Origin of the sequence: Amycolatopsis sp. NPDC006131, from assembly GCF_040614175.1 — a bacterium.
In the GTDB taxonomy this organism is placed as follows: Bacteria; Actinomycetota; Actinomycetes; order Mycobacteriales; family Pseudonocardiaceae; genus Amycolatopsis_E; species Amycolatopsis_E tucumanensis.
Window position 1 is genome coordinate 88,984 of sequence record NZ_JBEXTX010000004.1, and the last position, 16,223, is coordinate 105,206.

General features: G+C 71.1%; 18 protein-coding genes and 1 tRNA gene. 13 read left to right on the plus strand and 6 right to left on the minus strand.

All coding sequences use genetic code 11. The features are described from left to right. The first annotated feature begins 38 nt into the window (after nt 1–38). The 6 genes from ABZ215_RS04105 to ABZ215_RS04130 are packed head-to-tail and all read left to right on the plus strand — an operon-like array spanning nt 39 to nt 5,574. Nucleotides 39–752: a DUF742 domain-containing protein gene (locus ABZ215_RS04105; protein WP_020418358.1), complete on the plus strand. Its 714-nt coding sequence runs from the start codon at nt 39–41 to the stop codon at nt 750–752. A gap of 20 nt (nt 753–772) precedes the next feature. Next, nucleotides 773–1,777 (plus strand): cation diffusion facilitator family transporter, encoded by a 1,005-nt coding sequence (locus ABZ215_RS04110; RefSeq protein WP_354708748.1) that lies wholly within the window; start codon nt 773–775, stop codon nt 1,775–1,777. Nucleotides 1,778–1,800: 23 nt separating this feature from the next. Beyond that, on the plus strand, nt 1,801–2,418 hold the full coding sequence (locus ABZ215_RS04115; RefSeq protein WP_354947632.1) for a hypothetical protein: 618 nt from the start codon (nt 1,801–1,803) through the stop codon (nt 2,416–2,418). Between the two features lie 54 nt (nt 2,419–2,472). Continuing rightward, nucleotides 2,473–3,342, plus strand: coding sequence for a hypothetical protein (locus ABZ215_RS04120; protein ID WP_235716128.1), 870 nt, complete (start codon nt 2,473–2,475; stop codon nt 3,340–3,342). A 29-nt stretch (nt 3,343–3,371) separates the two neighbouring features. Beyond that, the gene (locus ABZ215_RS04125; protein ID WP_020418354.1) at nt 3,372–3,968 is read left to right on the plus strand and encodes a TetR/AcrR family transcriptional regulator; all 597 of its coding nucleotides are present in this window, start codon (nt 3,372–3,374) and stop codon (nt 3,966–3,968) included. Next, nucleotides 3,961–5,574 (plus strand): acyl-CoA dehydrogenase family protein, encoded by a 1,614-nt coding sequence (locus ABZ215_RS04130; protein WP_354708753.1) that lies wholly within the window; start codon nt 3,961–3,963, stop codon nt 5,572–5,574. Before ABZ215_RS04125 ends, ABZ215_RS04130 begins: the two co-directional genes overlap by 8 nt. On the opposite strand, the gene ABZ215_RS04135 is transcribed toward ABZ215_RS04130, so the two are convergent. After that, entirely contained in the window at nt 5,567–6,988 is a 1,422-nt protein-coding gene (locus tag ABZ215_RS04135; protein ID WP_202961425.1) for a sugar porter family MFS transporter, read from the minus strand. The two genes, ABZ215_RS04130 and ABZ215_RS04135, sit on opposite strands and share 8 nt — an antisense overlap. Nucleotides 6,989–7,103: 115 nt before the next feature. Between ABZ215_RS04135 and ABZ215_RS04140 the strand changes: the two genes are divergently transcribed. Continuing rightward, on the plus strand, nt 7,104–7,820 hold the full coding sequence (locus ABZ215_RS04140; RefSeq protein ID WP_354947634.1) for a nucleotidyltransferase domain-containing protein: 717 nt from the start codon (nt 7,104–7,106) through the stop codon (nt 7,818–7,820). Here the strand turns inward: ABZ215_RS04140 and dcd are convergent. Together dcd and ABZ215_RS04150 are read right to left on the minus strand one after the other, a co-directional pair. Further along, on the minus strand, nt 7,817–8,398 hold the full coding sequence (gene dcd / locus ABZ215_RS04145; protein WP_020418351.1) for a dCTP deaminase: 582 nt from the start codon (nt 8,396–8,398) through the stop codon (nt 7,817–7,819). The two genes, ABZ215_RS04140 and dcd, sit on opposite strands and share 4 nt — an antisense overlap. A gap of 13 nt (nt 8,399–8,411) precedes the next feature. Next, nucleotides 8,412–9,629, minus strand: a complete 1,218-nt coding sequence (locus tag ABZ215_RS04150) for an oxygenase MpaB family protein (protein ID WP_354947636.1) — start codon at nt 9,627–9,629, stop codon at nt 8,412–8,414. A 102-nt stretch (nt 9,630–9,731) separates the two neighbouring features. Between ABZ215_RS04150 and ABZ215_RS04155 the strand changes: the two genes are divergently transcribed. From ABZ215_RS04155 to ABZ215_RS04170, 4 genes are all read left to right on the plus strand, one after another. Further along, a tRNA-Gly gene (locus ABZ215_RS04155) sits at nt 9,732–9,802 on the plus strand. Between the two features lie 580 nt (nt 9,803–10,382). After that, entirely contained in the window at nt 10,383–11,180 is a 798-nt protein-coding gene (locus ABZ215_RS04160) for a nucleotidyltransferase (RefSeq protein ID WP_354947638.1), read from the plus strand. Between the two features lie 18 nt (nt 11,181–11,198). Beyond that, the gene (locus ABZ215_RS04165) at nt 11,199–11,525 is read left to right on the plus strand and encodes a hypothetical protein (RefSeq protein ID WP_354947640.1); all 327 of its coding nucleotides are present in this window, start codon (nt 11,199–11,201) and stop codon (nt 11,523–11,525) included. Between the two features lie 63 nt (nt 11,526–11,588). Continuing rightward, entirely contained in the window at nt 11,589–12,005 is a 417-nt protein-coding gene (locus tag ABZ215_RS04170) for a hypothetical protein (RefSeq protein ID WP_237335574.1), read from the plus strand. Here ABZ215_RS04170 and ABZ215_RS04175 read toward each other — a convergent pair. Together ABZ215_RS04175 and ABZ215_RS04180 are read right to left on the minus strand one after the other, a co-directional pair. After that, nucleotides 11,998–12,720, minus strand: coding sequence for a nucleotidyltransferase domain-containing protein (locus ABZ215_RS04175; protein ID WP_354708771.1), 723 nt, complete (start codon nt 12,718–12,720; stop codon nt 11,998–12,000). The genes ABZ215_RS04170 and ABZ215_RS04175 overlap by 8 nt on opposite strands. Continuing rightward, a complete protein-coding gene (locus ABZ215_RS04180; RefSeq protein ID WP_354947642.1) occupies nt 12,707–13,939 on the minus strand; it encodes a hypothetical protein in 1,233 nt (410 codons plus the stop codon). Before ABZ215_RS04180 ends, ABZ215_RS04175 begins: the two co-directional genes overlap by 14 nt. A 43-nt stretch (nt 13,940–13,982) precedes the next feature. Between ABZ215_RS04180 and ABZ215_RS04185 the strand changes: the two genes are divergently transcribed. Together ABZ215_RS04185 and ABZ215_RS04190 are read left to right on the plus strand one after the other, a co-directional pair. Next, nucleotides 13,983–14,753: a potassium channel family protein gene (locus ABZ215_RS04185; protein ID WP_020418331.1), complete on the plus strand. Its 771-nt coding sequence runs from the start codon at nt 13,983–13,985 to the stop codon at nt 14,751–14,753. Beyond that, nucleotides 14,750–15,079, plus strand: coding sequence for a contact-dependent growth inhibition system immunity protein (locus ABZ215_RS04190; protein WP_354947644.1), 330 nt, complete (start codon nt 14,750–14,752; stop codon nt 15,077–15,079). Before ABZ215_RS04185 ends, ABZ215_RS04190 begins: the two co-directional genes overlap by 4 nt. Here ABZ215_RS04190 and dusB read toward each other — a convergent pair. Beyond that, a complete protein-coding gene (dusB, locus tag ABZ215_RS04195) occupies nt 15,076–16,221 on the minus strand; it encodes a tRNA dihydrouridine synthase DusB (protein WP_354947646.1) in 1,146 nt (381 codons plus the stop codon). The genes ABZ215_RS04190 and dusB overlap by 4 nt on opposite strands. Nucleotides 16,222–16,223: the final 2 nt, after the last annotated feature.

Sequence of the window (16,223 nt, forward strand, 5' to 3'; positions counted from 1 at the left end):
CCCGCGGAGGATGCTGACGCGCGCGAACGGGGCTGAGCATGGGAGTACCCGACGGGACCGGACCGGCCGGTGAGCCGGTGGTCGCGCGCGCCGGTGCCCGGTTCCCGTCCGTGAAGCAGTTGCGGAAGCTGACCGGCGAACACGCCGACCCCCCTGGCCCGGAACCACAAGCTCCGGGCCCTGTCCCCGCCGAGACCACGACGACCAAACGGGCCGCAGGCGCGCGGTTCCCGACCGAGAAGCAGCTCGCTCGGTTCGGTGAACCGGAGCCGCGGCCCGCGCCCGAACCGGAGCCCGAACCGTTGCCGGACCCCGAACCGCGCGAGGAGTTCAAGCCCTCGCCGCGGCCTCGCCCCGAGCCCGCGCCCGCCGCCGAGCCGGAGCCCCCCGAGCTGCTCGACCCCGACGACGAGAACCGGCTGCGCGTGCGGCCGTACGTGCTGACCAAGGGGCGCACGCACTCCGTCTACGAGCTGGCGATCGAGACGCTGGTCTCGGTCCGCGCCGACGCGAAGTGGACCGGTCCCGCGCTGAGCGCGGAGTACCAGCCGGTCCGCGCGGTGGTCGACACCCCGCGCTCGCTGGCGGAGGTCGCGGCGCTGCTGTCGATCCCGCTCGGCGTGGCCAGGGTGCTGTTGTCCGACATGGCCGAACTGGGGTTGCTGCACATCCACGGCATCGAACGGACCGCCGAGGGGCGCCCGCCGCTCGAGCTGATGAAGCGCGTGCTGGACGGCCTGCAGCGGCTGTGATCCGCTCGTAGGATCGGCCGGTGAGCGAGGAACCGGAGCGCCGGGACGCCGGCGGCGAAAGCACCCTCACCGTGTTGCTGGCGGGCGGGGTGAACCTGGCCATCGCCGTGATGAAGGCCGTGGCCGGCGTGATCACCGGTTCGGGGGCGATGCTCTCCGAGGCGGCGCACTCGGTGGCCGACACGTTCACCGAGATCCTGCTCCTCACGGCGCTGCGCCGGTCCGGCCGCCCGGCGGATGTCGTGCACCCGTTCGGGTACGGCAAGGAGCGGTACTTCTGGTCGCTGCTCGCGGCGGTGTCCATCTTCGCCTCCGGTGCGACTTTCGCGCTGTACGAGGGTTTCTCGACGGTATTCGGGGAGCCGGTGGAGCAGACCAGCCCGATCGTCGGGTACGTCGTGCTGGCGCTGGCGTTCGTCCTGGAGTCGGTGTCGTGGACGCAGGCGTTCCGCCAGGTGCGGCGGGGCGCGGCGGAGCAGAACCGGACGATCTGGAAGTTCCTGCGCTACATCGACGACCCGGCGCCGAAGACGGTGTTCCTGGAGGATTCGGCCGCGCTGATCGGCCTGGTGCTGGCGTTCGCCGGGTTGTTCCTGCACCACGTCACCGGTTCCGCCGTGTACGACGGGGTCGCGTCGATCCTGATCGGCGTGCTGCTCGCCGTTGTGGCGTACGTGCTCGGCCGGACGAACCTGCGGCTGCTGATCGGGCGGCAGGCGGATCTGCCCGTCCTGCGGGGGATCCGCGAGCACCTGGCCGGGGCGCCCGAGATCGAGTCGGTGGTCGACCTGCAGACGATGCTGCTGGGGACGGACCAGATCCTGGTGTGCGCGCGCGTGGACTTCGACGACGCGCTCGGGGCGGCGGACGTGGAGCGCGCGTGCGTCCGCCTCGCCGCCGAGCTGCACGACGAGTTCTCCGACGTCACCGAGGTCTTCATCGAGCCCGTGCCGCGCAGCGATCCCGAGCTGCGCGCCGCGGTACTTGCGCGGTACGGCGAGATCGCGAAACGCTACGGGCGGTAGGTGACCTGGCTGGGGAGGGCGGAATGTCGCGTCGGTGGCTGCTGGTCTTCCCCGTGCTCTTCGCGCTGGCCCTCGTGACGTTGCCGCTCTACGGGGAAGCCCTGTTCGAGGACGAGCCGGTGTCCTCGGAACCGGCGCCGGTGCTCCCGCCGAACCCGTGCCCGCTCGGCCGCCCCGACGCCGAGGTGCGGCACCCCAACGCCTACACCGACCGCGCCGCGCCCTACAGCGGCAGCGGAGTGCACCCCGTGCTCTTCGTCAACGCGGGAGATGGCGTCGGCGATGTCGGCCGGCCCTACGACACGTGGAGCCTGCGCGTGCCCGTCGAGTGGGACGCCGAAGGCGAGCCGGAGTCCGCGGTCCAGCTGATCGTCTGCGAGTACGCCGTTTCGGCCGGCGAGGTCGCGACCACCTGCACGTACGGCGGAGCCCACGAGGTGGATTTCCTGCACACCTCCTACGCCTACCGCGTGTTCGAAGCACGCACCTCCCGGCCGGTCGCGGAGTTCACCCTGGAGAGCGGGGACGTGTGCCCGAGCTCGGTCGACGCGGACAACGGTGGCCGCCCGGACTACCGGATGCTGCAAAGCCCTCGCGAGGAAGATCTGGTGAACGCACTGCGCCCGCTGGTCGAAACCTGACGAAGCGATAGTGTGCGCCTCACCAATTCGATCATCGATCTGTGGGGAACCGACGTGCGTAAAGTCCTGAGCCTCGCCGCCGCGTTCGTGGCGTCGACGGCGCTTCTGGCCGTGCCCGCGCAAGCCGCCGAACTGCCCGACGGCATGACCGCCGGGTACACGGTGCTCGACCGTGAAACCGGTGCGGTCCATGCCGCGAACGAACACCGGCAGTACCGGTCGGCCTCGCTGGTGAAGCTGTTCATCGCGCTGGACTACCTCGAATCGCACGGACCGGACTACGAGATCCCGGCGGACGACCTCGCGCTGCTGGAACCGATGCTGCGCTCCAGCAACGACGACGCGGCCAGTGTGCTGTGGGTGCGCGACGGCTGGGAGGAGATCGTCAACCGGATGGTCGCGAAGATCGGTCTCACCGACACCGCGCCGCCGCCCGCCGAGAAGCGCGGCACGTGGGGCTACACCGCGGTCAGCGCCGCGGACATCGCGAAGACCTACTCCTACGTCCTGGAGGAGGCGCACCCGAAGTTCCGCGACTTCATCATGGACAACCTGGAGCAGTTCACGAAGTGCGGCGATGACGGGTTCGACCAGTCGTTCGGCATCCCGAGCGCGCTCCGGCGGCCGGGCGCGGTGAAGCAGGGCTGGTCCGGCTTCGGCGCGGCACCGGCCCCGGGCGAGGAGTGCGTTTCCGAGAACACCAAGCGCGTGCTCGCCTCGCCCGAGGCCCGGTCGGCACTCGCCGTCGCCTCCAGCGGCGACGTGGACCTGACCAGCCGGGTCATGCACACCAGCGGCACTGCCGACGGCGACCGGCGCATCGTCGTCGTCCTCACCTCCGAACCGACCACGCTGAGCTGGGCGGACTCCGCGGACCGGATCACCGGTCTGACTCGCGCCGTCTACCGGGAGGCCCTTGCGTGAAGCGCTGAATCAGTGCTTCACTTCTTCCCGTGCCCTACCGACGCACCCCTCAGGTCCAGGCTCGCCTCGACGCGCAGCGCGAGGCGATCCTGACCGCCGCCGGTGAGATCCTCGCCGAGCGTGGCTACGCGGGCTGCTCCGTGAGTGCCGTCGCGGAGCAGGCCGGCGTCGCCACCGGCACGGTCTACCGCCACTTCCCCGGCAAGGCCGAGCTGGTCGTCGAGCTGTTCCGCAACGTCGTGAACCACGAGGTGGAGGCCGTCCGGCAGGCCGCGGAGCGGCCCGGCAGCCCCGCCGAGCGCGTCGCCGCCATCGTCGAGACCTTCGCCGAGCGCGCGCTCAAGGTGCCCCGCCAGGCGTACGCCCTGCTGGCCGAGCCGGTCGACGCCCCGATCGAGGCCGAGCGCATCGTCTTCCGGCGCGTCTTCCGGGACGAGCTCGCCCGCCACGTCCGCGAGGGCGTCCGCACCGGCGAGCTGCCGCCGCAGGACGCCGACCTCACCGCGGCCGCACTGGTCGGTGGCGCCGCCGAGGTGCTCATCGGCCCCCTGACCACCGACAGCGCCGACGCGGTCGGCGCGCTCCGCACGTTCATCTTCCGCGCACTGGGAGGCAAGGATGCCTGACACGCACGAGGTGTTGAACCAGGTCCCGCCACTGGTCGACTACGACGTCGCCGACGACGCGGCCCTCCTCGACGGCCTCCGCCGCGAAGGTGCGGCCTGGGCCGAGAACGAGGTCCACGAGCTGGGCCGCCTCGCCGGCAGCGCCCAGGGCCAGGAGTGGGGCCGCGTCGCCAACGAGAACCCGCCGAAGCTGCACACCCACGACCGCTACGGCAACCGCGTCGACGAGGTCGAGTTCCACCCCTACTGGCACGAGCTGATGACCGTCGCCGTCGGCCACGGCCTGCACGCCACCCCCTGGCGTGACGACCGCGAAGGCGCGCACGTCGCGCGCGCCGCCAAGGTGCTGGTCTGGAACCAGGCCGAGGGCGGCCACATCTGCCCGATCTCGATGACCTACGCCGCGGTCCCGACGCTGCGCCACAACCCCGAGCTGGCGGCCGCCTACGAGCCGCTGCTCGCCGCCACCGAGTACGACTACGGCCTGCGCGTCCCGGCCACCAAGCGCGGCCTGATCGCCGGCATGTCGATGACCGAGAAGCAGGGCGGTTCCGACGTCCGCGCGAACACCACCACCGCGCGTCCCGCGGGTGACGGCACGTACGTGCTGACCGGCCACAAGTGGTTCACGTCGGCGCCGATGTCCGACATGTTCCTCACCCTCGCCCAGGCGCCCGGCGGCCTGTCCTGCTTCCTGCTCCCGCGCGTGCTGCCCGACGGCTCCCGCAACCGCATCTTCTTCCAGCGCCTCAAGGACAAGCTCGGCAACAAGTCCAACGCCTCGTCCGAGATCGAGTACGACGGCGCGGTCGGCTGGCTCGTCGGCGAGGAGGGCCGCGGCGTGCCGACCATCATCGAAATGGTCAACAACACCCGCCTCGACTGCGTCCTCGGCAGCACTTCGCTGATGCGCCAAGGCGTCGTGCAGGCCGTGCACCACGCGCGGCACCGCAAGGCGTTCGGCGCGAACCTGGTGGACCAGCCCGCGATGGCGAACGTGCTGGCGGACCTGGTCGTCGAGTCCGAGGCGGCCACCACCGTCGCGCTGCGGCTGGCCGGCGCGACCGCGAACCCGGACCAGCAGGCGTTCCGGCGGCTGGCGCTCGCGGTCACGAAGTACTGGGTGTGCAAGCGCGGCCCCGCGCACACCGCCGAGGCGCTGGAATGCCTGGGCGGCAACGGTTACGTCGAGGACTCCGGCATGCCGCGGCTCTACCGCGAGGCGCCGCTGCTGTCCATCTGGGAGGGTTCCGGCAACGTCGCGGCGCTGGATTCCCTGCGCGCCATGGGCAAGCAGCCGGAGTCGGTGGAGGCGTTCTTCGCCGAACTCGACCTCGCCGCGGGCGCCGACGCCCGGCTGGACGACGCGATCGCGCGGGTGCGCAAGGAGCTGTCCGACCTGGAGGACCTCCAGTACCGGGCGCGGCGGCTGGCCGAGATGATGGCCCTGGTGCTGCAGGGCTCGCTGCTGGTGCGCTTCGCGCCCAAGGCGATCGCGGACGCGTTCTGCGCGTCCCGCCTCGGCGGCGACTGGGGCATCGCGTTCGGCACGCTGCCCGCGGGCGCCGACACCAGGGCCATCATCGAGCGGGCGTTCGTCAGCTGACGTCCTCGATCGCGGTGCCCTTGGTCTCGCGGACGAAGCGCAGCGCGAACGGGATCGACAGCAGCGCGAACGCCGCGTAGATCCAGTAGGTGATCGACAGGTTCCAGTCGGCCATGCTCGGGAAGCTGACCGTGACCGCCCAGTTGGCGACCCAGTTCGCCGCGGTGCCCACGGCCAGCGCGGCGCCGCGGATGCGCAGCGGGAACATCTCGCCGAGCATGACCCACAGGATCACGCCCCACGACATCGCGAAGGAGATCACGAACAGGTTCGCGAACACCAGCGCGATCGGGCCCCACGCGCCCGGCAGGCTCAGCTCGCCGCCGACGGTCTGCGCGTTGCCGAACGCGATCGCCGCCACGCCGAGGCCGACCAGCATGCCGACCGAGCCGATCAGCAGCAGCGGCTTGCGGCCGACCTTGTCGATGAAGGCGATCGCGATGAACGTGCCGATGATGTTGATGACCGGGCTGACCATCGAGATCAGCAGCGAGTCGGTGTTCTGGCCGACCGAGTGCCACAGCGTGTCGCTGTAGTAGAAGATCACGTTGATGCCGACGAACTGCTGGAACACCGCCAGCGCGATGCCCACCCACACGATCGGCAGCAACCCGAACCGGCCGCCGACGAGGTCGCGGACCCGGGACCGCTTCTCGGTCTTCAGGCTGCGGCGGATGTCTTCGAGCTTGGCGTCGACGTCACCGCCCTCGACCTCGCGCAGCACCTTGCGGGCCCGCTCGATCTTGCCGTTGGCCAGCAGGAAGTGCGGGGACTCGGGGATGATCGAGGCGAGCACGAAGTAGATCACCGCGGGCACCGCCGCGGCGCCCAGCATCCACTGCCACGGCTCGATGCCGCCGAGGTTGCCGTTGAGGTCGTGCGCGCCGTCCGCGCCGATCGGGGCGAGGGCCTTGATGACCCAGTTGACCAGCGCGGACACCCCGATGCCGAGGACGATCGCCAGCTGTTGCAGCGAGGCGAGCCTGCCGCGGTAGGCGGGCGGCGCGACCTCGGCGATGTAGGCCGGGCCGATCACGGACGCGACACCGATCGCGATGCCGCCGACCACGCGCCAGATCGCCAGGTCCCACACGCTGAACGGGAACATCGCTCCGAGGGCGCTGACCAGGAACAGGACCGCCGCGAGCTGCATGGTCCGGATGCGGCCGATCCGGTCGGACAGCAGCCCGCCGAACCAGGCGCCGACGGCCGAACCGATCAGCGCGCTCGACACGGTCAGCCCGGTCACCCCGTCACCGACCTCGAAGTGCCGCTGGATGCCGAGGACGGCACCGTTGATGTTCGAGCTGTCGTACCCGAACAGGAACCCGCCGACCGCGGCCGCGCCGGCGATGAACACGACATGGGCGAGATGTTGCTGACCGGCTCGCTCCCCGGTCGTCGTCGAACTCACGACCCGTGCTCCTTTGCCTGAGGTGTTTCCTCCATTCGGAGCAACCTACAAAATGGTCCAGTCCATGCCGGACCACCGGGTGACATGGACCACCCGATCATGGGAGTTTGGACGCATGACCTTCGAAGACGAGGTGGCCGAGCGGCTGGCCGGCCTGCCCGGCGTCCAGGCCGTGACGCTGGGCGGCTCACGGGCAACGGGCACCGCGCGCCCGGACAGCGACTGGGACTTCGCGATCTACTACCGCGGGCGCTTCGACCCCGCCGACCTGCGTGCGCTGGGCTGGCCGGGTGAGGTGTCCGAGATCGGCGGCTGGGGCGGCGGCGTGTTCAACGGTGGCGCGTGGCTGACGATCGACGGGCGCCGGGCCGACGTCCACTACCGCGACCTGGACGTGGTTGAGCACGAGCTGGCCGAGGCGCGGGAGGGCCGGTTCCACTGGGAGCCGCTGATGTTCCACCTGGCCGGGATCCCGAGTTACCTGGTGGTCGCCGAGCTGGCGGTGAACCGGGTGCTGCGGGGTTCGCTGCCGGAGGTCGAGTTCCCGGAGGCGCTGCGGAAGTCGGCGCCCGCCGTGTGGCGCGAGCGGGCGTCGCTGACGCTGACCTACGCCGAGCACAACTACGCGCCGCGCGGGCAGGTGGCGGAGTTCGCGGGCGCGCTCGCCACGGCGGCGATGCAGGCCGGGCACGCGGTGCTGGCCGAGCGCGGCGAGTGGGTTCTGAACGAGAAGCGCCTGCTCGACCGCGCCGGCCTGCGTGGGGTCGACTCGCTGATCACCGGGGACCTGGTGGAGGCCGCCCGGCGGGCCCGTGAGCTGCTGGGGCTTTAGCGGTTGGTGTCGGCGATGTGGAAGTTCAGGTGGGCGCGCGACGGCGTCGGGCCGCGCTGGCCCTGGTAGCGGGAGCCGACGGCGGCCGAGCCGTACGGGTTCTCCGCCGGGCTGGTGAGCCGGAACAGGCACAGCTGGCCGATCTTCATGCCCGGCCACAGGGTGATCGGCAGGTTCGCGACGTTCGACAGCTCCAGCGTGATGTGGCCGGTGAAGCCGGGGTCGATGAACCCGGCGGTGGAGTGCGTGAGCAGCCCGAGGCGGCCGAGGGAGGACTTGCCCTCGAGGCGGCCCGCGAGGTCGTCGGGCAGCGTGACCAGCTCGAACGTCGAGGCGAGCACGAACTCACCCGGGTGGAGGACGAAGGCGTCCTCGCCGTCCTTCTCGACCAGCGACGTCAGCTCGTCCTGCTGGAGCTTCGGGTCGATGTGGGTGTACTGGCTGTTGTTGAACACGCGGAAGAACCGGTCCAGCCGCACGTCGATGCTGGACGGCTGGAGCATCGCCGGGTCGAAGGGGTCGATGCCGAGACGGCCGGCTTCGAGCTCTTTGCGGAGGTCGCGGTCACTGAGCAGCACGGCCCAACCCTAGCTAGGCCGCTTTCATGTGGCGGGCGTAGGTGGGATCGAGTTTGAAGATCTTGCCGAGGCGGTCGACGTAGCGGCGGCGTTCGAGGGTGCCGAGGTACTCCTGCAGCGCCGTCGCGCCGGGGATGAAGCGGCGCGCGGTCTCAGCGGCGAAGTTGCCCGCGGCCACCGCGAGGATGGCGCCCTGTGCGATCGGGTCGTTGGGGATCTCCAGGAAGTCGGCGTTGGACTTGCCCAGCACCAGGCGGCTGATGGAGGAGTGCACGGCGACCGAGACGTGGGAGAGGACCTTGCCGACGGCGCCGCGCCCCTCGCCGATCGCCGCGTGCGTTTCGAGCAGGGCGCGGGCGAGGCGTTTGCTGTCCTCGTCGGGGATGAACTCGGTGGACGCGAGCAGCCAGAACAGGCGCCAGGCGTCGTCTTCGGTGGCGGGCAGGAGCTCCTCGTCGACGCCGAGCAGCCAGCCGACGTAGCGCCAGAGGTGCAGGATGTCGGCGCGCTCGCGGTCGCTGTAGCGGATGCCGAGCAGCTGGGTGCCGTAGACGAAGACGAGGGAGAACAGGAGCAGCGTGCCGGCCGTCTGGACCTGGTTGACCGGCTTGTCCCACTCGTCGTAGTCCCAGTCGGGGCGGCGGTTCAGGGCGGCGCGGACGTGGGCGTGCACGAGGCGGACGCGCAGGGCGGAGGCGTAGCCGGTGCCGTGCATGGCCAGCGCGCCGGGGGTCGTGACGTCCATCCACCAGGCCGCGGTCTCCACGAGGCGCTGGCTGGCCATCCGTTCGATCTCCCCGGTGGCGACGAGGGCCTTCGTCGCGCGCGAGGCGAGGTAGCCGCCCATGAGGGACATGTCGCCGAGCGGGAAGAGGCCGAGCACGCCGGTGCGGATGATGGCCCGCGCGCCCCGGTCGAGCCGGGCGGGGTCGACCCAGTACGGGGTGGCCTCGACGTGCTCGAAGAAGTCGACGAGTTCCGGCGGCGGGTTGTCCAGGCTGTGGATGCCGTCGGCGAGCGCCTGTTCGAACAGCTGCCGCCCACGGTTCTTCGGAAGACGACGGAACAGCGCGACGACCGCGTCGGCCCTCGGGTCCTGCACCTGGGCGAACTCCCGGAAGCGGCGCACCTGGCGCTCGGTGGCGCGGATGTCGTGCTTGACGAAGAGCTTGGCCGCGAGGCTGAAACCCCCACGACGGAACAACTCGGGATCCGGCAGTCGCTCGTCCATGCACCCACCACCCTCTCGACAACGAGTGTTGTCACTTGCGACCCACAGAGTCAAGGGGGTGCTCTCACCAGGGGGCGACGTTTGTGTATGCTGTGCGTCGCTGCGGATGTAGTTCAATGGTAGAACATCAGCTTCCCAAGCTGAGAACGCGGGTTCGATTCCCGTCATCCGCTCTTCGCGCGAAGGCCCAGGTCAGCGGGTGTCTACTCCGGACCTGGGCCTTCGTCGTGTCTTGAGCATTCTCGGCGGCCGACTGATCTCTCCGCTGCGTCAGTCCGTCAACCTGACGGACGTCCCCCAGCCCACGGGGCGCAGGGCGCTGACGCGGCCGCCATCGACGGCCACCGATATTCACAAGCTGGAGTCGTCCTCCGGCCACGCTTCCACTACCACCTGGTAGACGATCCCGCTCTCGCCGACTTCGTCAAAGCGCTCCGGGACCTCCGCCAACGTTCGGAGGGCATCTGGTGCCCGACTGGCGGCAAGACGACCGAGACGCTCCGCGATCTCCCGGGCCTCGGCATGGTCAGCAGTCGGCCCGCGGCGCCAAAACCTACTGATGCCCGCCTCCCCGGAGGCTTCGGCAGACACCGCATCTGTGCCTCGTCATGGGATGGGCCTCTTGGAAGTCACTTGCGGTTCGGTGGTATCTCGAACAGCCTCGCCAGTTCGGCCAGGTCCCGGCTCCGCACCCGAAGAAACTACCTGCCCGAACCGGAACTCCCGAATGCGCGTATCGGACACAGTGATCGGGTGGACCATCGTGGCCTGGCGCCGGACGGGACGATCGCGCGCGAGGGCTCGCTGGAGCAAGTACCCGCAGAGTTCGCCGCCGTCGTCGAGGCTCTGCGGGTGCACGTCGCTGGGACTTTCGCTCGCCTGCACAGCGCCTACCTCTACGGCAGCATCCCGCGTGGCACCGCCGTCCCCGGGGTTTCCGACCTCGACGTCCTGCTCGCTCTCCACAACGAGCCCACCGACGCCGATTGCGCGGCTGCCAGGCGGATCGAGGACGCTCTCGACCGTGCGTTCCCCCAGATCAACGGCGCCGGCATCCAGCTCGCCAGTGCCCGCATGCTCCTCAGCGACGCCGAGCGCCACGACGGCGGCTTCTTCGTCGCCTGCCTGTGCACGCCGCTCCTGGGCGACGACCTGGCCGAGCACCTGCCCCGCTATCGCCCCACCTCGCTGCTCGCGCGCGAGACGAACGGTGACCTCAGGACGCTGCTCCCGGGTTGGCGCGAGCGCGCCCAGACGGCGACGGACCACGAACGCCGCACCCTGAGCCGCTCGGTGGCGCGGCGCCTCGTGCGGACCGGGTTCACCCTGGTCATGCCCCGGTGGGGCGGTTGGACGAGCGACCTCGCCCGCTCCGCCGAGCTGTTCGGGCGCTACTACCCCGAGCGGCTCGAGCAGATGCGCACCGCTGCCCAGACCGCTCGCGAACCCACCGCCGATCCCGCGATCCTGGCGATGCTGATCGACGACCTCGGCCCCTGGCTGGCCGCCGAGTACACCGCCACCCACGGCGAACGGGCGCCCCGGCCCTGACGCGGCATACTGACGCCCGTGGCGAACCAGCCGGCCGACGAGCCCTTCCCGTTCCGCGGACGGGTCGTGTGGCTCACCCCGGAGCAGGGCGGTCGTCAAACCGGCCCACCGCGGCCCGACTTCTACGCGGCCAACGCCTTCGTGCCCCCGCACACCGCCCACTCGGGTCTCGCGTCCTTCGTGCTCCGGAACCTCGTCGCCGGAGCGCTGGTCACGCCGGCTGAGGCGCGCTGGCTGGCCGTCGAGAACTCGGGCCCGTACCGCATCGCGCCCGGGACGGTGGTCGTGGTGAGCGAGGGTCCCAAGCCGGTCGGCTACTTCCACGTCGAGGAAGTGCGGGCTTAGCGGCGTCACTCCGACGTGAGCGCTGCCCTGCGCGCCGCCCGCCCCCGGCTTAGCTTGGGCCGCATGGTGCGCCGTGTCCTTGTCACGACCTTGATCGCGCTCGCTGCTGCCGGCTGCTCGTCCGGTGGCGACGACCAGGCGCCCGACCCGGCGCCGCCCAACCCAGCGCAGCCCACTTCCGCGCCGCCCGCGTCCGCGGCGCCCACCAGCGCCGGTGCCTCGATCGTCGACGTGGCCTACCGGAACGGGCAGGTCGAGCCGGCGAACCTCGTGATCGCGGGGAAGGTCGGCCAGCCGCTCCAGGTGAACGTCTCCTCGGACCGCCCGGACGACATCGTGGTCGACGGCTACCCGGACGCGAACGCCGACGTCGACCCCACCGAGCCGGAGGACCTCGACGTCACCCCGAACCGCACCGGCACGTTCACCATCCGCCTCGCCGGCGCCAACGCCACGCTTGTCACCGTCGAGGTCAGCTGACCAGGCCCCGCAGCGGCCCCGACAGCCGTGCGGCGAGCGACGCATCGACCCGGCCGGCCTCGGCGATCAGCAGCTCCACGACGACCCCGAACACGCGCCGCAGCTCGGCGGGCTCCACGGACCGGACCAGGGCGTCCGCGAACGGCGCCACGACCTCCGCCGGCAGGTCGTCCATCCCGCGCCCCTGCACGGCGCGCACCCCGTGCCGGAGGCAGGCCAGCGCGAGCACCTCGTCCCGCGCGCCGCTGATCATGTACTCCGCCTGCCACACCCGGCCCCGCGCGATCGACGACCGGGCGTGCAACGCGTACAGCCACGCCATCCCGACCACGTGCTCGGCCGACGGCGGCGAGATCCGCGGCAGGTCGTTCGGCTTCCCGAACAGCGTCCGAAATGTCGGACCCGTTGGCCCGAACTCGGACTCCGGCCAGAACGCGATGTCGACCTGCAGCGTGTCCGGCAGCAGGAACACCCGGAACACGCCGAGGTCCAGGTGGTGGACGGCGCCGTGGTCGCGGTACATCCGGTCGGTCCAGTCCGCGAGCACCTGATCGCGGTCGGCCGCCACCGCGAGCGCCAGGTCGATGTCCGACCACTGGTCCTCTCGTCCAACCGAAGCGGACCCGGTCAGCGCGGCACCGCTGATCCGGTCGTCCGAGCGAGCCGACGCGATCAGCGAGTCGCGCAGCCGCGACCGGCTGTCAGGGGTGAACACGGTCCTCCTCCCGCGGCGCGCCGACCGTCCACCGTGCGGCCGCCCGCAACGCCAGCAGCAGCGGCACCGAACCGCTGTCGGTGAGCAACGCGGGCAGCGACGGCAGGTCCGCGCCGCCGGCCAGTTCCCGGCCGTACGCGGCGAGGTCGACCTCCACGAACCGCGTCGCGGCGGTGAACTCGCGCTCCGACCGGTTCGGCCTGCGGGCCAGCAGGTCCTGCCGCGTCGCGGACAACTCCGTCAGCCCGAAGAACTCCGGCTTCGCGCCGCGGTCCATCCAGCGCGCGAACCCGGTGATCGTCGTGCACACGATCTCGTCGCGGCGCAGCCCGGTCTCCTCGCACAGCTCGCGCTCCATCCCGGCGCGGACGACGTCGTGCAGGTCGTCAACGTCCAGGTCACGCGGCTCCAGCGACCCACTGCCCGACGGGGCGAGCAGTGACTGGCTGGCCGAATTCCGGTTGGACTGGAGCACCACCAGTACCCAGCCGTCGGTCGTGACGGCCACCGTCGACACGCCGACGATGTCCGCCAGCCTGCTCTCGGCGAGCGTGTGCAGGCGGCCCGCGGTGTCGACCATCATCTGCCGCCGCAGGTCGAAGACCTCGTCGGTGTCCCGGCGGGCGATCCTCAGCGTGGCCAGCTCGTTCGAGCACTGGGCGTCGAAGAACCGGGTGCGCTGCAGCCGGATCGGCGCGCCGTGCCCGACCGACGGCAGCGGCTCGCCCCGCATCCCGACGACCTTGCCGTTGAACAGCAGCCGGCCGTGCGCGCGCAGCGGCAGCACGTACGGCGCGGTGGCCTTCAGCTCGGCGGGCAGGCGGTAAGGGTCCGGCGCGACCTCGACCGGGAACCGCTGTGTCCACAGTGCCCGGTCGATGGCGTCGCTGACCAGGGCGGTTCCACGTCCGGGCAGCTCAAGGTAGCGGGCTTCGGGGTAGCTCGCCGGGGGTGGCACGTCGGCGTGCGGGAACGGCGCGGCGATCGTGGCGAACTCCCAGGCGGCCCAGCGGCCGCGGAGCATCCGGACGTCGCGGGTGAGCGTCAGGACGCCGAGCACGAGCGCGATCACCGACAGCACGATGCCGACGGCGCTGGGCACGAGCGTGGCCAGGCCGAGCAGCACGCCCAGCGCCGAGACGAAGACCGGCCACTCGCGGGAACCGATGAACCAGAGGTAGTCGGCCTTCGCCCTGGCGCGGTTGGTCAGCTTGCCCATCGGTTCTGGTGTCTACCAGAAACCGGGTAACGATCCGGACGAAATGATCGGGATCACCGCCCCGGCACGTGCGACGATCGCGCCGGACCGACGGGAGACGCAGATGTGGGAAAAGCGCATGGAGTGGCCGCTGACGGGCGTCGCGGTGTTGTTCCTCGGCGCCTACGCCTGGCCGATCCTCCAGCCGTCGCTCGGCAGCACCGGCCGGGTGTGGTGCGAGGTCGTCACATGGCTGGCGTGGGGGCTGTTCGCGCTGGACTACGTCGTGCGACTGGTCCAGTCACCGGACAAACCGCGATTTCTCCGCCGTCACGTGCTGGACCTCCTGGTCATCGTGCTCCCGTTGCTCCGGCCGCTGCGGCTGCTGCGCCTCGTCGCGATGCTGAACGTCCTCAACCGCACGGCCGCGCTCGCCCTGCGCGGGCGGGTCGTCGTGTACTTCGTCGGCGCCACGGTGCTGATCGTCTTCTGCGCGGCGCTCGCCGTGCTCGAAGCGGAACGGCCGATCGAGGAGGCCGGCATCCGGAACTTCCCGGACGCGTTGTGGTGGGCGATCACGACGATCACGACCGTCGGCTACGGCGACCGCTACCCGGTGTCCGGCACCGGGCGGCTGATCGCGGTGGGGCTGATGGTCGCGGGCATCGCGCTGCTCGGCGTGGTGACGGCGACCTTCGCGTCGTGGCTGGTGCGCCGGGTGGAGGAGGTCGAGGCCGCGTCGCAGACCGTGACGCGCGCGGAGATCGCCGAGCTGAGCCGCGAGATCGCCGAACTGCGCGCCGCCCTCGCCGCGAGTGAGCGGAAGGAAACATGACGCACCTGTCACTGGAGCAGCTCGAGGACGACTACTGGGGCGACCCGCCGCCGGACACGACCTATCTGATCAGCGCCTGCCACCGGATGCGCCAGGTCCCGCTGGACGAGCTGGACGCCGAAGGCGTGCGCATCCTGCTCGGGCAGCAGATCGGGGTGCCGCACCTGGTGCCGCGCGCGCTGGAGATCCTCAACCGGGACCCGTTCGCGGAAACCCACTTCGGCTACCTGGTCGACGCCGTCGGCCGGATCCCGGAGGAGTACTGGGCGGCCAACCCCGTGCAGCACGCGGACTTCGAGCGCGCGCGGCGGCGTGCCGGGCGTTAGCCGCCCGAGTGCATGTCCTCCGCTTCGGGCACCAGGTCGTCGTCCGGGTTGTCGAGCCAGCCGTGCGGCAGCGTGACCTTGCCGGGCGAGCCCTGGCGGCCGCGCGGGCCGAGGGCGTCCGCCGGGAAGGGCGCCTCGTGGTCCAGCTGGCCGATCAGCTCGTCCAGCTCGTCCATCGATGACACCATCGCGAACCGCCGGCGCAGCTCGGAGCCGACCGGGAAGCCCATGAAGTACCAGGCCATGTGCTTGCGCAGGTCGCGCATCGCCTTGTCGTGGCCGTCGTGCTGGACCAGCAGCTCCGCGTGCCGCCGCAGCACCTGGGCGACCTCACCCAGGCGCGGCCCCGCCGGGATCGGGCGGCCGGCGAACGCGGCCTCCAGCTCGCCGAACAGCCACGGCCTGCCGAGGCACCCGCGGCCGACCACCACGCCGTCGCACCCGGTCTCGGCCACCATCCGCAGCGCGTCGTCGGCCGTGAAGATGTCGCCGTTGCCCAGCACCGGGATGGTCTGCACGGCTTCCTTCAGCCGGGCGATCGCGCTCCAGTCGGCCTTGCCCGAGTAGCGCTGCGCGGCCGTGCGCGCGTGCAGCGACACCGCCGCCGCGCCCTCGGCCTCGGCGATGCGGCCTGCGTCGAGGAAGGTGTGGTGGTCGTCGTCGATGCCGATCCGGAACTTCACCGTGAACGGCACGCCCGCGGCCTCGGCCGCCTCCACCGATGCGCGCACGATCTGCGCGAACAGCTTGCGCTTGTACGGCAGCGCCGCGCCGCCGCCCTTGCGGGTGACCTTGGCGACCGGGCAGCCGAAGTTGCTGTCGATGTGGTCCGCGAGGCCCTCGCCGACGATGATCTTGACGGCTTCCCGCATCGTCTTCGGGTCCACGCCGTACAGCTGCATCGACCGCGGGTACTCGCCCTGGTCGAAGGCCATCATGTGCATGGTCCCGGGGTGCCGCTCGACGACGGCGCGGGCGGTGATCATCTCGCACACGTACAGCCCGGCGCCGTACTCGCGGCACAGCCGCCGGAACGCGACGTTCGTGATGCCGGCCATCGGCGCGAGCACCACCGGGGGATCGACCTCGTACGGGCCGATCTTCAGTGCGGGCTTGCTCAGGGTGGCGGTCACGTCCTCCATTG

Bases quoted from the DNA above. Each gene is read 5' to 3' on its own strand.
- ABZ215_RS04170 (WP_237335574.1), top strand. From the start codon at position 11,589: ATGGTGCGCCGTGTCCTTGTCACGACCTTGATCGCGCTCGCTGCTGCC.
- ABZ215_RS04105 (WP_020418358.1), top strand. From the start codon at position 39: ATGGGAGTACCCGACGGGACCGGACCGGCCGGTGAGCCGGTGGTCGCG.
- ABZ215_RS04190 (WP_354947644.1), top strand. From the start codon at position 14,750: ATGACGCACCTGTCACTGGAGCAGCTCGAGGACGACTACTGGGGCGAC.
- ABZ215_RS04130 (WP_354708753.1), top strand. From the start codon at position 3,961: ATGCCTGACACGCACGAGGTGTTGAACCAGGTCCCGCCACTGGTCGAC.
- ABZ215_RS04150 (WP_354947636.1), bottom strand. From the start codon at position 9,629: ATGGACGAGCGACTGCCGGATCCCGAGTTGTTCCGTCGTGGGGGTTTC.
- dusB (WP_354947646.1), bottom strand. From the start codon at position 16,221: ATGGAGGACGTGACCGCCACCCTGAGCAAGCCCGCACTGAAGATCGGC.
- ABZ215_RS04115 (WP_354947632.1), top strand. From the start codon at position 1,801: ATGTCGCGTCGGTGGCTGCTGGTCTTCCCCGTGCTCTTCGCGCTGGCC.
- ABZ215_RS04140 (WP_354947634.1), top strand. From the start codon at position 7,104: ATGACCTTCGAAGACGAGGTGGCCGAGCGGCTGGCCGGCCTGCCCGGC.
- ABZ215_RS04185 (WP_020418331.1), top strand. From the start codon at position 13,983: ATGATCGGGATCACCGCCCCGGCACGTGCGACGATCGCGCCGGACCGA.
- ABZ215_RS04180 (WP_354947642.1), bottom strand. From the start codon at position 13,939: ATGGGCAAGCTGACCAACCGCGCCAGGGCGAAGGCCGACTACCTCTGG.